18 protein-coding genes and 1 pseudogene are annotated in these 16,927 nt (G+C 40.6%); 3 read left to right on the forward strand and 16 right to left on the reverse strand.

Annotated elements, in window-relative coordinates; translation table 11 throughout:
* Nucleotides 1-8 precede the first annotated feature (8 nt).
* Together C6348_RS07570 and C6348_RS07575 are read left to right on the forward strand one after the other, a co-directional pair.
* Nucleotides 9-707, forward strand: a complete 699-nt coding sequence (locus C6348_RS07570; protein ID WP_066030620.1) for an amino acid ABC transporter permease — start codon at nt 9-11, stop codon at nt 705-707.
* A 12-nt stretch (nt 708-719) separates the two neighbouring features.
* Nucleotides 720-1,433, forward strand: coding sequence for an amino acid ABC transporter permease (locus C6348_RS07575; protein WP_106042489.1), 714 nt, complete (start codon nt 720-722; stop codon nt 1,431-1,433).
* A 37-nt stretch (nt 1,434-1,470) separates the two neighbouring features.
* On the opposite strand, the gene C6348_RS07580 is transcribed toward C6348_RS07575, so the two are convergent.
* From C6348_RS07580 to C6348_RS07620, 9 genes are all read right to left on the reverse strand, one after another.
* On the reverse strand, nt 1,471-2,301 hold the full coding sequence (locus tag C6348_RS07580) for a manganese catalase (protein WP_106042491.1): 831 nt from the start codon (nt 2,299-2,301) through the stop codon (nt 1,471-1,473).
* A 124-nt stretch (nt 2,302-2,425) separates the two neighbouring features.
* The gene (locus C6348_RS07585) at nt 2,426-3,466 is read right to left on the reverse strand and encodes a 2,3-butanediol dehydrogenase (protein WP_034661461.1); all 1,041 of its coding nucleotides are present in this window, start codon (nt 3,464-3,466) and stop codon (nt 2,426-2,428) included.
* 70 nt (nt 3,467-3,536) lie between these two features.
* Entirely contained in the window at nt 3,537-4,757 is a 1,221-nt protein-coding gene (locus C6348_RS07590) for an MFS transporter (protein ID WP_066030617.1), read from the reverse strand.
* Between the two features lie 371 nt (nt 4,758-5,128).
* A complete protein-coding gene (locus tag C6348_RS07595; RefSeq protein ID WP_106042493.1) occupies nt 5,129-5,878 on the reverse strand; it encodes an SDR family oxidoreductase in 750 nt (249 codons plus the stop codon).
* Between the two features lie 142 nt (nt 5,879-6,020).
* A complete protein-coding gene (locus C6348_RS07600; protein ID WP_106042495.1) occupies nt 6,021-7,139 on the reverse strand; it encodes an ABC transporter permease in 1,119 nt (372 codons plus the stop codon).
* A complete protein-coding gene (locus C6348_RS07605; RefSeq protein WP_106042497.1) occupies nt 7,132-8,298 on the reverse strand; it encodes an ABC transporter permease in 1,167 nt (388 codons plus the stop codon). The genes C6348_RS07600 and C6348_RS07605 overlap by 8 nt, the downstream gene beginning before the upstream one ends.
* Before the next feature lie 19 nt (nt 8,299-8,317).
* On the reverse strand, nt 8,318-9,262 hold the full coding sequence (locus C6348_RS07610) for an ABC transporter ATP-binding protein (protein WP_106042499.1): 945 nt from the start codon (nt 9,260-9,262) through the stop codon (nt 8,318-8,320).
* A 237-nt stretch (nt 9,263-9,499) separates the two neighbouring features.
* Nucleotides 9,500-10,714: a formaldehyde dehydrogenase, glutathione-independent gene (gene fdhA / locus C6348_RS07615; protein ID WP_106031262.1), complete on the reverse strand. Its 1,215-nt coding sequence runs from the start codon at nt 10,712-10,714 to the stop codon at nt 9,500-9,502.
* 405 nt (nt 10,715-11,119) lie between these two features.
* A complete protein-coding gene (locus tag C6348_RS07620; RefSeq protein ID WP_060596845.1) occupies nt 11,120-11,722 on the reverse strand; it encodes a class I SAM-dependent methyltransferase in 603 nt (200 codons plus the stop codon).
* A gap of 309 nt (nt 11,723-12,031) precedes the next feature.
* Between C6348_RS07620 and C6348_RS19035 the strand changes: the two are divergent.
* A pseudogene (locus C6348_RS19035) lies at nt 12,032-12,115 on the forward strand (YjcZ family sporulation protein); the annotation flags it as partial.
* Between the two features lie 42 nt (nt 12,116-12,157).
* On the opposite strand, the gene C6348_RS18865 reads toward C6348_RS19035, so the two are convergent.
* The 7 genes from C6348_RS18865 to C6348_RS07655 form a co-directional block, all read right to left on the reverse strand.
* Nucleotides 12,158-12,319, reverse strand: a complete 162-nt coding sequence (locus C6348_RS18865; RefSeq protein ID WP_212040727.1) for a hypothetical protein — start codon at nt 12,317-12,319, stop codon at nt 12,158-12,160.
* A gap of 167 nt (nt 12,320-12,486) precedes the next feature.
* Nucleotides 12,487-12,621 (reverse strand): YrzI family small protein, encoded by a 135-nt coding sequence (locus C6348_RS07630; RefSeq protein ID WP_008342648.1) that lies wholly within the window; start codon nt 12,619-12,621, stop codon nt 12,487-12,489.
* A gap of 445 nt (nt 12,622-13,066) precedes the next feature.
* Nucleotides 13,067-13,297, reverse strand: coding sequence for a YrhC family protein (locus C6348_RS07635; RefSeq protein ID WP_041815772.1), 231 nt, complete (start codon nt 13,295-13,297; stop codon nt 13,067-13,069).
* Nucleotides 13,298-13,369: 72 nt separating this feature from the next.
* Nucleotides 13,370-14,518 (reverse strand): bifunctional cystathionine gamma-lyase/homocysteine desulfhydrase, encoded by a 1,149-nt coding sequence (locus tag C6348_RS07640; RefSeq protein WP_034661473.1) that lies wholly within the window; start codon nt 14,516-14,518, stop codon nt 13,370-13,372.
* A gap of 1 nt (nt 14,519) precedes the next feature.
* The gene (locus C6348_RS07645; RefSeq protein WP_106042501.1) at nt 14,520-15,443 is read right to left on the reverse strand and encodes a PLP-dependent cysteine synthase family protein; all 924 of its coding nucleotides are present in this window, start codon (nt 15,441-15,443) and stop codon (nt 14,520-14,522) included.
* Between the two features lie 46 nt (nt 15,444-15,489).
* Nucleotides 15,490-16,185 carry a 5'-methylthioadenosine/S-adenosylhomocysteine nucleosidase gene (gene mtnN / locus C6348_RS07650; protein WP_034661478.1) on the reverse strand — a complete coding sequence of 232 codons (696 nt, stop codon included), beginning with the start codon at nt 16,183-16,185 and terminating at the stop codon, nt 15,490-15,492.
* A gap of 15 nt (nt 16,186-16,200) precedes the next feature.
* On the reverse strand, nt 16,201-16,842 hold the full coding sequence (locus C6348_RS07655) for a class I SAM-dependent DNA methyltransferase (protein ID WP_106036912.1): 642 nt from the start codon (nt 16,840-16,842) through the stop codon (nt 16,201-16,203).
* Nucleotides 16,843-16,927 lie beyond the last annotated feature (85 nt).

Below are 16,927 nucleotides of genomic sequence, written 5' to 3' on the forward strand. Positions count from 1 at the left end.
GAAGCGTCATGACGTTTACAGCTGGAGATTGGCTGCGCATCTTTTTACAGGTGCTTGAACGCCTGCCACTCACTTTTCTCATTATTACGGTGTCATTGTTTTTTGCTATCATCATCGGGTTGCTATTTGCTTTCATTCGTATCAAGCAAATCCCAGTGCTGAAGCAATTGGCTGTTATCTATTTATCTTTTACACGAAGTACGCCTTTAATTGTTCAGTTGTTTTTGATTTATTTTGGACTGCCTCAGCTTTTACTTGTCGCAGGGATGCAAATCAATCATTGGGATCGTGTGTTATTTGTGATGATGACGTTTTCTTTACATACTGGCGCTTATTTATCTGAAGTCTTTCGCAGTGCGTATTCATCTGTTGGGAAGGACCAGCTGGAGGCCGCCTACATTGTTGGGATGACAGATACACAGGCCTTGATCAGGATTATTATCCCGCAGGCCTTTCTCATTGCACTGCCAAACCTCGGAAATTACACCATTGATCTCGTGAAAGACACAGCGATTGCCTTTACAATCGGACTCATTGATATCATGGGACAGGTGAAGATCATTTTAGGAAATAACTACGGGATCGGCATGTTTGAAGTGTACGCGATCATTGCGATTGTGTATTGGCTCATTTGCATGAGCATTGAACTGATCACCATGCTGCTTGAAAGGAAATTTGTAAAAGGCCGCACCAGCCTGTCACGTTAAGGAGGCGATTTGATGCAAACCATTGATATTCAATTTGCGATTGACCAAGTACCTCATATTCTAAAAGGCGTTCCTTTTACTTTATTGATTGCACTCGTTTCCATGGCTGTGAGCCTTTTGCTCGGATCTGTTTTTGCTTTCATTCGTCTCTTTCGCATTCCTGTACTCAGGCAGCTTGTGACACTCTATGTCTCCTTTTTTAGAGGAACGCCTCTTATTGTTCAGCTGTTCGCTTTCTTTTATGGACTCCCTTTTGTTCTAACCAAAGTGAGCGGTACATTCGGGCTGACCTTTCATCCAGATATGGTCTCCCCATTAGCTGTTGCCCTCATTACCTTCAGCCTCCATTCAGCCGCCCATTTAACAGAGGTGGTTCGGAGTGCACTCCTTGCGGTAGACAAAGGGCAGCTTGAAGCGGCAAAAATTGTGGGTATGACGACGCGCCAGGCGATGATGCGCATTATTTTGCCGCAGGCCTTTGTGGTCGCCTTACCGAACCTAGGCAATCAGCTCATTCAGCTATTAAAAGCCACCTCTCTTTCGTTTACGATTGGAGTACTTGAAATCATGGGGATTTCCCGAATCATTGCGAATGACGGCTATCAGTTTTTAGAAACGTACCTCGTCTCTGCTTTGATCTATTGGCTGCTGAGCATTTTCTTTGAACTCGTTTTTGCCTTGTTAGAGAAACGTGTCAGCGTGTACGGAAGATCTCTCGGACGTTAAAAAAGCCGATCAGGCTCAAATACCTGACCGGCTTTTTTTATTCGCCTTTTTTCGGTGTGTTAAACAGTTCCTTTGGTGCGGGTTTTAGTTTTGGTGCGGAACCGAACACGACTGGTGCAGAAATATATCTGAATTCCCCTTTTCCATCCATGCTTCGGCCATGTGCCCATCTGCCTTCCTTGCTTGCTTCTCCTCTTGAGAAGTTAAACAAATCGTAGGATACTTGCTGTTTTTCTAGTGAGCGCGGGAAGGTGGTTGGTACGACGACGTCCCCTTCTCGTTCTTCTAATTCTTTAATGGCCGCAAGCCACATATTTTGATGATATGTATCACGAGCAATAAGAAAAGAAAGCATATCCTTCACGCCGCGATCATCGGTCATTTCGTAGAGCCTTGTAACCTGAAGCCTCCCTTGTGATTCTGCATTTAAGTTGGCCCTAAAATCAGCCATTAAATTTCCACTTGCAATGATATACTTGGCATTCCACGGATACCCTTGACTATCTGCTGCCATAGCTCCTAAACCGGCAACAATTGCATGCTGAGGATTCATTCCACCCATGACAGCTGCAAGTGCTGGATCACTTTGATACGCCTGTTCTTGTTCTTTAACCGGTGCTTTATCTAGTAAACGCGCGATCATCGTCGCCAGCATTTCGACATGACCAATTTCCTCTGTCCCTATGTCAAACAATAAATCTCTGTATTTTTGATCTGCCCGGCAATTAAAGCCTTGAAATAAATATTGCATCATGACACTAATTTCTCCATACTGTCCGCCTAATACTTCTTGCAGCTTTTTCGCGTAAAGCGGATCAGGCTTGGAGGGCTTTGCTTCATATTGCAGTTCTTTGATGTGATAAAACATGATGTCATCTCCCTTATCAAAACATCTTTTCACTTATCACTATTCAACCACATGCCTCTTTATGAAAATGAGTAGAATATGTGCACAAAAAAAGAGAATGGCCTCTGCCATTCCCTTTGTCATCCTACTCAGCACTAACTAAAATTTTCACTTGATCTTTTTCATTGATTAATGCATGGAAACCATCCTCGATCACATCGTCCAGCTTGATTTTTTTCGTGACGAGCGTATCTGCAGAGAAATAGCCTTTTCTCATTAAGTTTAATACAGATGGGAATACGTCTCTGTAGCCGATAATTCCTTTGACTGTACGTTCTTTAATGACAATGTCATTTGGCAGAATTTCTGCGCCTTTTTCCCAAATGCTCACAATGACTGTTTCACCTGAAATTCTTGTTGATTGGATGGCTTGCTTCAATACAACAGGTACACCTGTCACTTCAAAAGAAACATCGACGCCACCGTTTGTACGGCTTGCGATTTCTTGAACAACATCTTCATATTGAGAAGGATCAACAATGATCGCTCCAAGCTCTTTAGCTTTTTCTTGGCGTTCTTTAGATAATTCTACTGCGTAAATATCAGTAGCACCAGCTGCTTTTAATGCTTCAATGACAAGTAAGCCAATTGGTCCGCAGCCAAACACAGCCGCTGTATCCCCAGCTTGTACTTTACTAGAACGAACAGCATATAAAGCAACTGCAGAAGGCTCTACAAGCGCACCTTGCTCATATGAGATTTCGTCTGGTAATAAATGAAGTAATTCTTCATCGACAGATACATATTCAGAGAATCCACCGCCGCCTCCGGCAAGTCCTAAAAAGCCCATGTTTTCATCTAAGTTGTAAGCACCTTGGTGTCCGTGAGTCGCAAAAATAGGCTCAACAACCACTCGGTCGCCTACTTTGTAATTGCTCACGCCTTCTCCTACTTCAACAACCTCACCAGAGAACTCGTGTCCCAGCGTAACGGGTGCTTTTTCTTTTGTAAGTGGATGAGGTTCATTCACTGGAATGAAAATCGGTCCTCCTAAATATTCATGTAAATCACTACCACAAATGCCGCACCATTTTACTTTTAGTTTCACTTTTCCTGGAGCAACTGTTGGTTCGTCAATTTCCTCTAGTCGAATGTCCTTTTGATCGTGCCAGCGTAGTGCTTTCATGTGTAAGACTCCTTTTCTCATCAATTTGATTAACTTACTTAAATAATCATAACATAATTTTTTTAATTTTCTAAGTAGGATGCACTATTTTTTTGACATTCAATGGACGAAAGATGACAAAACATAGCAATAAACAGACAAGAAGCATACATACACACCCGATGACAACGGAGGTTCGGATTGATAAAACATGTGCAAGTCCACCAGAGACCCCTGTCATCATCATCGTCAGAATGGCTTCAACCAAAGCATAAAAACTGGCTACCCTCCCCATGACCTCTACCGGGATATTCGTTTGATAGAAAGTCATAAAACCTGTGTTCGCAAATGCTAAAAAGAATGCTAGTATAAAAAAACCAACAGCGGCTACAAACAATGTGCTGGAAAAAGCATAAATGAGATAGCCACATGCAACAAACAAACTGCCAATCCCAAGCATGATCGAAACAGGCAGCCTCTCCACAATCACCGAATTGAGACCTGCGCCTGTGATGATGCCTGCCCCAGCTATACTGACAAGAAGACCATATTCTGTATCAGTCAGCAGCAGCACTTCTTTTGCAAAGGCTGTTTCAAGAGAGTCAATGGCAGTAGGAAGCACCGTGATGGCGGCACTAAACAATAAATACACCGCCATAATCTGGCGTGATGTCAAACTAAACCGAAGAACAAGCTTCGCATCCTCTTTTAACATTGAAAGGGAAAAGCCATTTTGGCCAGCATCTTGTTTTAGCAAATTCGGTAAACACATCGTTAACAGAGCAGATATCAACAAGCAGATCGCATTTATATAAATTGAAAAAACAGGTGTACCGATTAAAAAAAGCAGACCTGCTGCTGCGGGTCCAAGTAAAAATCCACCCGATTGTAATAATGAGCGAATGGCATTAAACCGTTTTCGATTATCCGCCGGGATCAATCCTGTCATATATACCATCGAAGCTGGATGAAACATCGCTTGTGCCATTTGAATGAGAAACACCATCACATACAGGATCAGCAGGTGTCCTGAAAATAACGCAAAGGGTACACATGCGATCAGGATAGCCCGGGTGATATCTAAGCTGATCATCACATTCCGCTGATTCAGCCTGTCAACCAAACTGCCAGACCAGCTGTTTGTCAAAAGAGCTGCAGCCGGTCTCAGCATATAGACGGCTGTTACAGCCAGCACAGAGCCCGTTTCTTGAAAAATGAGCAGATGGAGAGCAATCATATAAATCCATTCTCCTATGTTCGCAATTCCGATGGCTCCAAGCAGCAAACTCATATCCCGCCAATGTTTTTTCATAGCTGTTCCCCCTATTTGTCATAAAAAAATCCCGCCCTCAAGACATTTCTGTCTTGAGGACGGGATTTACTCCGCGTTGCCACCTCAGTTTATTCATCTGTTGCCAGATGAACCTTAGCAGGTCATCATGAACCCATCTCTGTAACGGGAGAATGTCGCTGCACCACCATCCGAAGGAATCCGGTGCAGAGCTAAGAGGCTTGGTTCCATCATGCTTCCCAGCTCCTTCTCAGCTTAACGGAGTTCTCTGTGCGGGACAGCTATGATGTACTCTTCTCTATTTGCGCTGTGTCTTTATTTCATCACGATCTTCAGCTGAATTGTTACATATTGTACTGCGCCTCGATCAAAGCGTCAATGTTTTTTTCAAGTTAATCAGCATAGATCATCTTTCTGGTCATGCCACCATCAACGACTAAATCTGTACCCGTCACAAATTGATTGTCTTCATCTGTTAAATAAAAGCAAGCCTTCACAATATCCTTTGGCGTCCCGACTCGATTGGAAAGATGCTGCTTGTGGTCGACCTCTCGAAGATTCTCCTCATCCTTCGTTTCAATCCATCCAGGGGAAATGCTATTCACCGTGATGTGATCCGGGCTAAAAGAAGCAGCCAAGGCATGAGTCAGTGCTGATATTCCGCCTTTTGATGCAGCATATGCTTCCGTATGAGGCTCTGACATGGTCGCGCGGGTGGATGAAATGTTCACAATAGAACCGCCTTTTGGATTCTCTTTTATATAACGTGCTGCTTCTCTTGCACATAGAAAAGTCCCTCTTAGGTTCGTATGTAACACACGATCCCACTCATCGACCGTTAATTCATAAGGCGATACTGTGCACATGACACCAGCATTATTGATGAGGATATCAATCGTTTTGCAGCGCTCCGCTGCAAACGACATTAAGTGTTGAATATCCTTCTCTTGTGTCACGTCCGTTTTTTTAAAATAAGCTTCTAACGATTCTTTTTTCAGCTCTTCCTCCAAACGCTTGCCCTTCTCTTCATCTATATCTGCAAGCACCACACGCGCTCCTCCTTTTGCATAGCCCCAGGCGATCGATTCACCAATTCCATTGGCTGCGCCTGTGATGATGACGGTTTTATTGTGAAAGTTCATCGTTTATTCAATCCTTTCTACATGAGATGTTGTCGTCTATCATACCATTTTGAGAAGTACGCATGAATAAAAAACCCCTCTATCGCAATTGAGAGCAATAGAGGGGTTTTTTAAACTAATAGAATGAAATGAAGAAAAGTAATTAATAGGATCGGATATTTTTCAAACCAATCACCATAAAAACAATCGTAAAAGCAGCTAAAACTGTTATGTCTAATAATAAGATTGAGTGATTGACAGTACCGCTCATGATCTCGCCAAAACCAGACATCATCCATGTTTGCGGTATAGCCAAAGAGATCTTCTTCATAATGTCTGGAACGATATCTAATGGCCAATAAATACCACCCAGCATGCATGATCCTACAATGATAATTGCACTAAATACTTCAGCTTGCTTTTTTGTATGAGATAAGGTTGCAATCATAAAACTTAAACTCACAACAAGACCAATAACGAATGATCCAAACACTAAAATCATAAAGTTACCTAAGTATACATTGAAGAATATTGATAAGACGGTCAAAAGGACACCAAGTTGTATCCATCCAAGTAGAAAATAAGCTATGAAATATCCCAATAACACAGATATTTTATGGATGGGACTTGAAAGCAATCTTTGCCATGTATAATCTTTATATTCCAGATGAATAGAGGACACAGAGCTCGAGATCGCAAACATCATAAACATGATGGTAAATCCAAGTGGGGTTAAATTTGGTTGCTCTCTTGTTTGACCATCTTGTTTTTTTTCAATTAAAGAGATGCTGCCAGATTCATTTAATTTGTTGAGTGCACTGATGAGAGAAACGCTCTTCTGCTCCTTTACACCTTGATTTAACTGATAAATGATGGCTGCTGTTTCTTTTAAAAAGGGAGATAAAACGGCATATTCCTCAGTCTTTTTATAAATCGTCACATCAAAAATCTCTTTATTTTCTTTTAAATAGCTCTTTAATTGGTTTGCGACTTTAACTGACGCAACTGCCTTTTCATCATAAACTAAATCTTTTGCTTCGCTTTCAGTCGTCTTTATCCAAAGAAATTTAGTGTTCTTTTCAAGGATATGAAAAATTTCTTGATTCAGTTTACCTTCACTAGGCTCTTGAATAAAAGCAACTGTAGGTTTCTTTGTATCAGATGCCGTACTTCCAAAAATAAAACTAAATACGATTGGCATAACAAATAAAAAAATAAGGGTCAAAGGGGACTTTAATGTTTCTTTTAGCTTTAAAGTAATAATGGCTGATATTTTATGCATAACGATGCTTCCTTTCAAAAGACATTCTGATTAAAGCAATGATGAAGAAAGCTAGTCCCATCCCGCAGCTAAGCAACAAACTGCTTTGAATTTCACTAAAATCAGCACCTGACATACTTTTCAAAAACATTTGGAGCGCAAGGGAATTAGGCAAGAAATAACTGATGTTGATCAACCATTGTGGAAATAAGTATAAGGGAACCATACTTCCACCTAAAGCAGCTAACACTTGAGTTCCTAAAATCCCAACACTGTTAAACGTTTTTTCTCTTTTGATAAAAGAACCGATCAGCACCCCAAAACCCGCAGCATTTAATATAAAACTACACCCTATCATGACAATAGTAAAAGGCTCTCCCCATTGCACTTTAAAGACAAAACTAGTAAATAAAATAATGATCGTAAGCTGAATCACACTTATCAAAAGAATACCTATTAACTTCCCCACGATATAACTATTATTACTTAATTTCGATACAACTAACCTTTTATAAACCTCTTCCTCTTTTTCCTCTATCATACTTCCAACTAAGAAAACAACAGTCATTAATAAAAAGAGAACACCCATCCCGCCTGCGTAGTATTGGAAAGACGTGATCGGCTGGCTGTTCATATGAATATTCCTCTCGTTCACCAGTTCTTTTTTCAGTTGATCAGACACGATCTCCACTTCTTTACCTTGATTCAACGGTACCAGAATACGATTCATATGATAATTTTGAAAGAATTGCAAAATCACATTTTCTAGAACCATTTCTTGTAAGTTTGAATTAGGTCCTTTCAAGATATTCAATTGCACATGGTCATGATTCAATAAGCTTTTTTCAAAATCCGGCATGATGATTATACCCATTGTAATGTCTCTACTATTTAAATCTCTCTCTAGCTGATTTTTCGAGGTGACCTTCACATCAAATATGTCACTGAGTTCACTCTTAGACAATGTTGAAAGAAACATTTTACTTGTAGCGGACTTATCTTGATCTGTTATTCCTACTCGAAATGAATTGATCCTGATTTCACTATCTTTCTTCATGTTATCTCCAAATGCTGCACCTAATATAGCAATTAATATGATAGGCATAAAAAAAAGTGTAAAAAAGCTTTTTTTATCCCTAAAAAACAATAATAGATCTTTCAGTACAACCCAAATGCTCATGTGCTCACCTCTAAACAGTCTAATCCCTCAAATTTTTACTAGTTAAATACAAAAAGACATTTTCTAAATTTGGTTCTACAATTTCTGCTGAGATAATTTGAATATTTAATGCGGTCACACCTTGAATGAGATGACTTAATAACTGCTGAGGGTGTTGATCAAATATTTTCATTTGATTTCCTTGAACCACGATTTCCTTTAAAGGGTCGACTTCATGTATGAATTGACGCACCCGGTCTATATCATTTTGTCCATGTTCACATTTTATGGTCAAAACAATTTCTCTTTGATTTCCGACAAGCTCACTTAATTCATGCTGATCCCCTAAAGCGATGATAGACCCATGATCCATAATGGCCATTCTTTCACATAAAAATTCGACTTCTTCCATGTAATGACTAGTATATATAATGGTCATTCCTTCTCCATTTAATGTCTTAACTGTTTCTAATATATGATTTCTAGATTGGGGATCTATGCCTACAGTAGGCTCATCCATGATTAATAGTTTCGGTTGATGCAATATCGCGCAACCGATATTCACTCTTCTTTTCATTCCTCCAGAGAATACTTTCACTTGATCATTCGCTCTATCTTCAAGACCAATTAGCTCAAGTGTTTCTTGTACTCTGCTTTTTAACTCTTTTCCTTTGAGTCCGTACATTCTCCCCCAAAATATTAAATTTTCTTTTGCTGTCAAATGTAAATATAAAGCGATCTCTTGCGGAACAATTCCTATCATTTGCTGCGCTTTTTTTGTTTCTTTTTTTAAATCTATACCTTCAATCATTATGGTGCCGCTTGTGGCATGGATCAGCCCTGACAAGATGCCAATCAATGTTGATTTCCCTGCACCATTCGGACCTAATAATCCAAATGATTCTCCTTTTTCTAAGTGAAAGTTTATCCCTTTTAATACCTGTTTATCTTCATAATTTTTCTTGATGTCGTGTACGTTTAGCAATCAATACCTCTCCCCTATTTTCTTCTTATTGAAGCCTGTATTTTACCTCTTCTTCCTAGTCATTTAATATCAAATAAATTATCTGGTATGGTCTTCAACTATAGAATAATTTTTCCAATTTATATATTTTAACATGAGATGCATTACAGGAGAATAGTACAGGTCATTTTAAAATAGAACATAAAAAAACTTACAGGAATCCTCCTGTAAGTTTTTTCGATTAATTTCATTGAATCATTATTTAGAAATCATCCCATGCGGGTCAATCACAAATTTCTTCGCCACACCCGAATCAAAGTCGCTGTATCCTTGAGGAGCTTGATCAAGGTTAATGACGGTCGCATTTACCGCTTTGGCGATTTGTGCTCTTCCGCTTAAAATGGATTTCATTAGACTGCGGTGATATTGCATGACAGGGGTTTGACCTGTCACAAAGGTATGGGCTTTTGCCCAGCCAAGTCCAATTCGCACTTTCAGAGATCCAACTTTTGCATCCGCATCCACCGCACCTGGGTCTTCTGTGACGTAAAGCCCTGGAATTCCGAGCTTACCGCCAACTTTGGTAATATCCATAATTGTATTTAAAACGGTTGCAGGTGCTTCTCCTTGATCTCCATGACCTGACGCTTCAAAGCCGACACAATCGACGGCACAGTCAACTTCTGGCTCTCCTAAGATATTCGTGATTTGTTCGCCGATTCGATCATGTTTTCTTAAATTGATCGTCTCACAGCCAAAGCTTCTGGCCTGCTCCAGCCTTTGTTCATTCAAATCACCGACAATTACCGCAGAGGCGCCAAGGAGCTGAGCGGAATGTGCTGCGGCAAGACCTACTGGCCCGGCACCAGCAATATATACAGTCGAACCAGGCTTTACTCCAGCCGTATAAGCACCGTGAAAACCTGTCGGGAAAATATCGGAAAGCATCGTCAGATCAAGTATTTTCTCCATCGCTTGATCTTTGTCTGGAAATTTGAGCAGCTGAAAATCTGCATATGGGACCATGACGTACTCGGATTGGCCGCCAACCCATCCGCCCATATCGACGTATCCATAGGCAGAGCCTGGACGGTCCGGGTTTACATTTAAGCACACATGAGTTTTTTGTTCCTTGCACATGACGCAGCGTCCACAAGCAATATTAAATGGAACGGACACAAGGTCTCCTTTTTGAATAAACTCCACATCTCGTCCAACCTCAACGACTTCACCTGTAATTTCATGACCAAGGACTAGTCCTGCAGGCGCAGTGGTACGCCCTCTCACCATGTGCTGGTCACTTCCGCAAATATTCGTCGTCACTACTTTTAAAATGACGCCATGCTCACATTTGCGCCCCACATTGGCTTTCGGTACACCCGGACCATCTCTTAAAATCAAATCAGGGTATCCAATATCCTCAACTGCTACATTTCCTGCTCCTTTATAAACGACACCTTTGTTTCCCGACATGTTTTCATTCCTCCCTTTTTGTTTAAAAATGAAGTCTCTACAATTTTCTCTATTTATGAAGCAATTCCCTGCTTCAAATGGCACAATGGATAATAAAAGCGAAAAATGTATCTTCCAGTCAAATAAAAAAGAAAATATTGAAAAAAAAGCTAAACTTTTGAAGAACGGTGTCGATATAAGAAATAAGCCAGACAGGTATCCTTAATCGACAAACAAATTCCTTATATATACTATCATTCCTTACACACCTGGCTGGCGCCTACATAACATTGAAAAGACTCTTCTGATGAAGAGTCTTTTTTAACTTTGCGTCCCATCAATCACGGGTACAATTGTAAGTAAAGAGGCTCCTCTGACGAAGAGCCTCTTTTTGAATGCTTGTTCATTACCTGGGAAATATTTTCATCATTTTAACGCTTTGATACAGATGTATGTATCATAGTGATAAACCGAAACTTCTCTAAAGTGATACGCTGAAAATAGGCGGCTGATTTCTTGTTCACTATACGATGAAAAAGACTGTGACCGTTTTTGTTCCTTCATCAGTTCCTGCTGTTGGAAAGATAAGAATACTTCTCCATCCACTTGAAGGACGCGGTACACTTCCTTCATGACCTGTTCAATATCCTTCAAGTAATAGATGGTCTGCACCGTAAATAATTTATTGAATGATCTGTCTTCAAAAGGTAAATGCTCAGCTTTACCAAGAGTCACGACGGCTTTATCCTGTTCCACAAGCTTCTTATGTTTTCTTTTTGCATATTTGATCATATGACGAGAGGCATCCAATCCATATACTTTACCGCGATCAAGTTTTTCTGCTACCTTCGATAATGTTATGCCTCTTCCAGTCCCGATTTCTAAAATCCGGTCGTTTTCTTGTATATTTAAGAGTTGAATCGTCCATTCATTGATATTATGATGATTTTTTTCCATATAGCGGGCAACCCATTTTGAGAACAAGCCTTTTGGTTCCCTCATTTGTTTTCCAATCCAGCTTTGAATCAATGTTAACACCTGCTTTGCACCAGTAAATAAAACTATTTACGAATTTTCTTACTTTTCATATCGGCTCTCGCCTAACAAAGTTTAAGACCTAGTCCTAATTAGTTGTCATTGATTAGACGGCACCTTTTCAGAAAATGTTTCGCAGAACTTTAAAAAATTTTGATCTGAATAGGCGTTTTCATTAATTGTGCTCAGATTGATTTCGTTTTCTGCATGAGCTGCATATTTTATGAATGTATCTTGATTAGATAAAGGTGGTGCTAGATTATGGGCTTTGGTGGCGGTTATTCTGGAGACTGTGGTGGTTACGGTGGCGGTTTTGCAGGCGGATTCGCATTGCTTGTTGTACTGTTCATTTTGTTGATCATCATCGGTGCAAGCTGGATTTACTAATGTAAAAGGAGCAGGAAACGTATTGTTTCCTGCTCCTTTTCTTTAATACCAATAAGTTGGATAATTGTAATTGTACATATAGCGTCTAAGCATTTCTTGTTGCTCTCTTTGCATCCGGTATGGATTGCCGTACCCGTGCTTTAAGGAATGCGGAATGGACGTATACCCGTGCCCCACTGACGGAAACCTCATATATGGTGACATCGACATTCATTGATCACCTCACAATCTCCTTTTACGGGTATCATATGTGCAGGTGATCAATGTGGAGCGTGTCTAAACCTGGTCCTTCTCCCTAGTATAACAATCAAGCATTGCAAGCATCATAAACATGTCAATCTCCTCCTTTTCCAATTTTTTCTTTTCCTGTTTTAGTTCATATACTTTAGTTGTTTTTGCTTCATTTCTTCATAAAATGTTTCGACTTGTTGTTCATAAAGAACGGTCTCAATGTCTTTGTATTTACGCTGAATCGTCAATGTAATAAAGAATAAATGGATTGTCATATACGCTCACCTCCCTTCAGTTCGCAGCATGCGAAATAGCCCGCAGATCTTCTTTATCAGTTGACCTGCGGGCACACAAAAATGCAGATCAAAAGACAATGTCTTCCTACCTGCAATGGATGATGCGTGAAATCCTCGTTTACTTAAACAGTTTTGAAGCGTGCACCGTATAAGGTAAAGGAAGGACACGAGCTCTTCCACAGGCTGATGACATGATGAAATTGTTGGTTGAATTGATCACAAGTAGATACGAATAACATATTCTTCAGCCTCCTTTACGTTTTTAATTACTTTGTAAGTATATCCAGCAAGCACCATTTTGTAAACCTGTTTTTAGTAATATAGATGATTTTTGTGTTTTTGACTAAATTTCTACAGTTATTCTTGTCCGTTTGTCCAATACAATCAAAAAAGCCCCCTCACGTATATGAGGAGACTTTTCGAATTAATCTTCATCTAGTTCTTGCAGTTTCTTTTGAAAAAAGATCGCGCGTCTGACACAAAGAAAAGCTGCTAATAAGAAAACACAATCAATTCCCATCATCAGCATTTTTGGAGATGCTTCGATGTGCTGGTTCGGTATGATCGTACCAATATATAAAAAGGTGCTGACAGCAAGCAAAATAAAAGCGTACTGCTTGTAATCTGTCACTAAACCACTCCACTTTTTCTTCACTTGAATCACCTTCCTGTTTAACATGTCTATTGATAGCTTAACATAGTAAAAGAAAGGTAGTGGCATGTAAATCTATCCATTCACTAGTGCGTTTAGTCCTTGCTTCATATCATTCAGTAAATCATCCACATCTTCAATCCCAACGGATATACGAATTAAACCATCAGTGATGCCAAGCTCCTCCCGGCGGTCTTTCGGAATGGACGCATGAGTCATTCGAGCAGGAACAGAGATTAAGCTTTCAACCGCTCCAAGGCTTTCTGCGATTGTAAACAGCTTAAGCTGGCTTAAAAACACATCGACATGTTCTTCTTTTCCAATATCAAAAGAGATCATTCCGCCGAAGCCTGATGCTTGCGTTTTCGCAAGTTCATGTCCAGGGTGAGCACCAAGACCTGGGTAATAAACACGTGTGACCGCTGGATGTTGTTCTAGAAACTCAGCGATTTTCTGCGCATTTTGTTGATGTGCTTCCATTCTTAGTCCAAGCGTTTTGATCCCTCTCATGAGAAGCCATGAATCCTGCGGTCCAAGAATTCCACCTGTAGAATTTTGAACAAAATGAAGTTCTTCTCCAAGCTCTTTCGTCGCTGTTACAACAAGCCCGCCTACGACATCACTGTGGCCGCCTAAATATTTAGTGGCACTATGGAGGACAATGTCCGCCCCATATTCAATCGGTTTTTGGAAATAAGGTGTAAAAAATGTATTATCAACAATCATTAAGATGTTGGCTTCTTTTGTCAATTGGCCGATCGCTTTGAGATCAGTCATTTTCAGTAAAGGATTGGTTGGTGATTCAATGTAAACCGCTTTTGTTTCGGGTAAAATTGCTTTTTTCACCGCTTCAGGATCACTTGTGTCCACAAAGGTCGCATGAATGCCAATACGGTTTAGTACCTTTGTAATGACGCGGTAAGTTCCGCCGTACACGTCATCTGTCAGGACAATATGATCTCCGCTGTTAAACAGCATCATGACTGCCGTAATGGCAGCCATCCCTGAACCGAATGCGTAGCCGTTTGCTCCCCCTTCAAGATCACGAATGACGGTTTCAAGTGCCGTTCTTGTTGGATTCGCTGTTCTAGAATATTCATATCCTGTATGTTCGCCTGCTTTCGGCTGCTTATAAGTGCTCACTTGGTATATCGGAACAGACACAGCGCCCGTTTTTTCATCACCAGTTGTTCCGCTGTGTATCATCATTGTTTTTGGTTTCATTCTATTTTCCTCCCTCATAAATTCCTTTACTTAAATAGCGTTCACTGCTGTCAGGAAAAATGGTGACAATGACTGTCCCAGGTGCTGCCTTCTTTGCTTCCTCTAAAGCGGCATATAATGCGGCACCTGAAGAGCTTCCAATGAGAACGCCTTCTTTTTCAGCAGCTTCTTTCACCATTTGGAAAGCATCATCATCACTGACCGTATAAATCTCATCGAATAAAGCAGATTCCATATAATCTGGGATAAATTCAAGGCCGATTCCTTCCGTTCTATGCGGGCCCGGATCTCCTCCATTTAAAATCGATCCTTCAGGTTCGACAACAATTGTTTTTAACGCCGGATGCTGCTCTTTTAAATAGGCAGCACACCCTTGAAAAGTTCCTCCAGATCCCGCTCCTGCTACGAATACATCAATGTTTCCTTGTAGGTCGGACCATAACTCTGGGCCAAGCGTTTTATAGTAAGTCAATGGATTTACTTGGTTTTTAAATTGTAAAACGCAATAGGCATTGTCAAGGCTTACCTCTAATTCAAGAGCTCGATCAATCGCACCCTTCATGCCCTCTTTTCTTGGTGTATGAATAATCTCTGCACCGAGCGCCTTCATTAGTTGTTGTTTTTCTTGACTAAAATGTTCTGGTACGCAAAAAATGGTACGCAATTGATGCTTTCTTGCACTGAGGGCAAGACCAATTCCTGTGTTTCCAGCAGTTGCTTCAATGATGGTTCCGCCTGAACGCAATTTGCCTGATGCCAATGCTTCTCTTATGAGCATATCACCTAAACGATCTTTAATACTTCCACCCGGATTCATCATTTCAAGCTTTGCATACACCTCTACACCATCTGGGATGCCAATCCCTGACAGCTTTAAAAGCGGTGTGCGGCCAATTAATTCTGTAATATCCTTTATGACAGCCATATGATTCCCTTCCTTTGTATGGAAAAGAAGGGGGAACCCCCTTCTTTTATTGAGTTTGCTTTATCATACGCAAGACAAGGTCAGTTGAGTGAATCGCTGCTTGCTCAAGAAATTGATCAAAGGAGACATTGGATTCTTTCCCTGCAATATCAGATAGCGCTCGAACGACAACAAATGGCGTTCCAAAGAGCTGGCAAACTTGTGCAACAGCTGCGGCTTCCATTTCCACCGCATATAGTTCTGGAAACTTCTCTCTCACAAACGCTACACGATCCGGATCATTCATAAACGAATCTCCTGTTGCAATTGTTCCTTTTGCCACTTGAATATGATCGATCTCTAAAGCCGATTCCTCTGCCAGCTTCACAAGCTTTTCGTCTGCAGCGAAAGCAGCTGGCAACCCTGGTACTTGTCCGTATTCGTAATCAAAGATTGTCACATCCACATCATGATGTCGAACATCAGTAGAAATGACAATATCCCCTACATTTAATGTGTGATGGAAACCGCCAGCAGATCCTGTATTGATCACATAATCCGGCTGAAAGCGGTCAAGCAGAAGTGTTGTGCTGACCGCTGCATTTACTTTTCCAATCCCTGATTTTAATAAAATCACTTCTTTATCTTCATAAACACCTGTTGTGAATTCACACCCAGCGATGTTTTCTTGTGTAGCATTCTTTAGTTGATCTCTTAATATTGTCACTTCTTCTTCCATTGCACCTATGACTGCGATTTTCAAATCAAAAACATCCTTTCATTCCCTTTTCTTCGCTTCTACGATCCAAACAAAATCATTCATTTGATGAAAGGACGTGCTAAAACCTTCTTCTTCAAAGATTTGCTTTAGCACATCAATGGATGGATAATATTCCGTTTCTAAATCCTCAGCAAGCTGATCGAATCCTGCGGCTTTCGCTTTGTCGATTTCAGCTTGATGTGCTGCTTGATTTTGAAACATTGTATCAGCAAAGACTATTTTACCATCTGAGTGAAGGATGTTGCTATAGGTGTGAATGGCTTGTTTTTTTTCTTCGTCCGTTAAATGGTGGAAAGCATATGAACTGACAATCGTATCCGGCTCAAATGGCGGCGCTGGAAATGATAAAAAATCCCCATCATGAAACACATCGGGTACTCCCTTTTGAAGAGCCGCTTTCTTCATGGCGTCTGATGGTTCAACGCCAAACACGTTCTTATCAGCTGCGAGCAGTGCCACTGTTAGATTCCCCGTGCCGCTTCCAAACTCAAGAACATATTGACCTGCACGGCGAGTAATTTCTTTTAAAATGGCCGGATACCGGCGAAACACTTCTTCATACTGCTCATCATGACCACTTACCGTGTCGTCATAAGAGTCAGCCCAATGATCAAATAAAGAAAGAAACTCACGTCCCATTTTCTTTCCCTCCACTTTATCTATTTATTCCTATGCGTATAGTATGTTTTAATGCGTCGAACAGTTCCTATCCTACCACATCTTC

The organism is Bacillus sp. YBWC18, assembly GCF_002998775.1.
Classification (GTDB): domain Bacteria; phylum Bacillota; class Bacilli; order Bacillales; family Bacillaceae; genus Bacillus.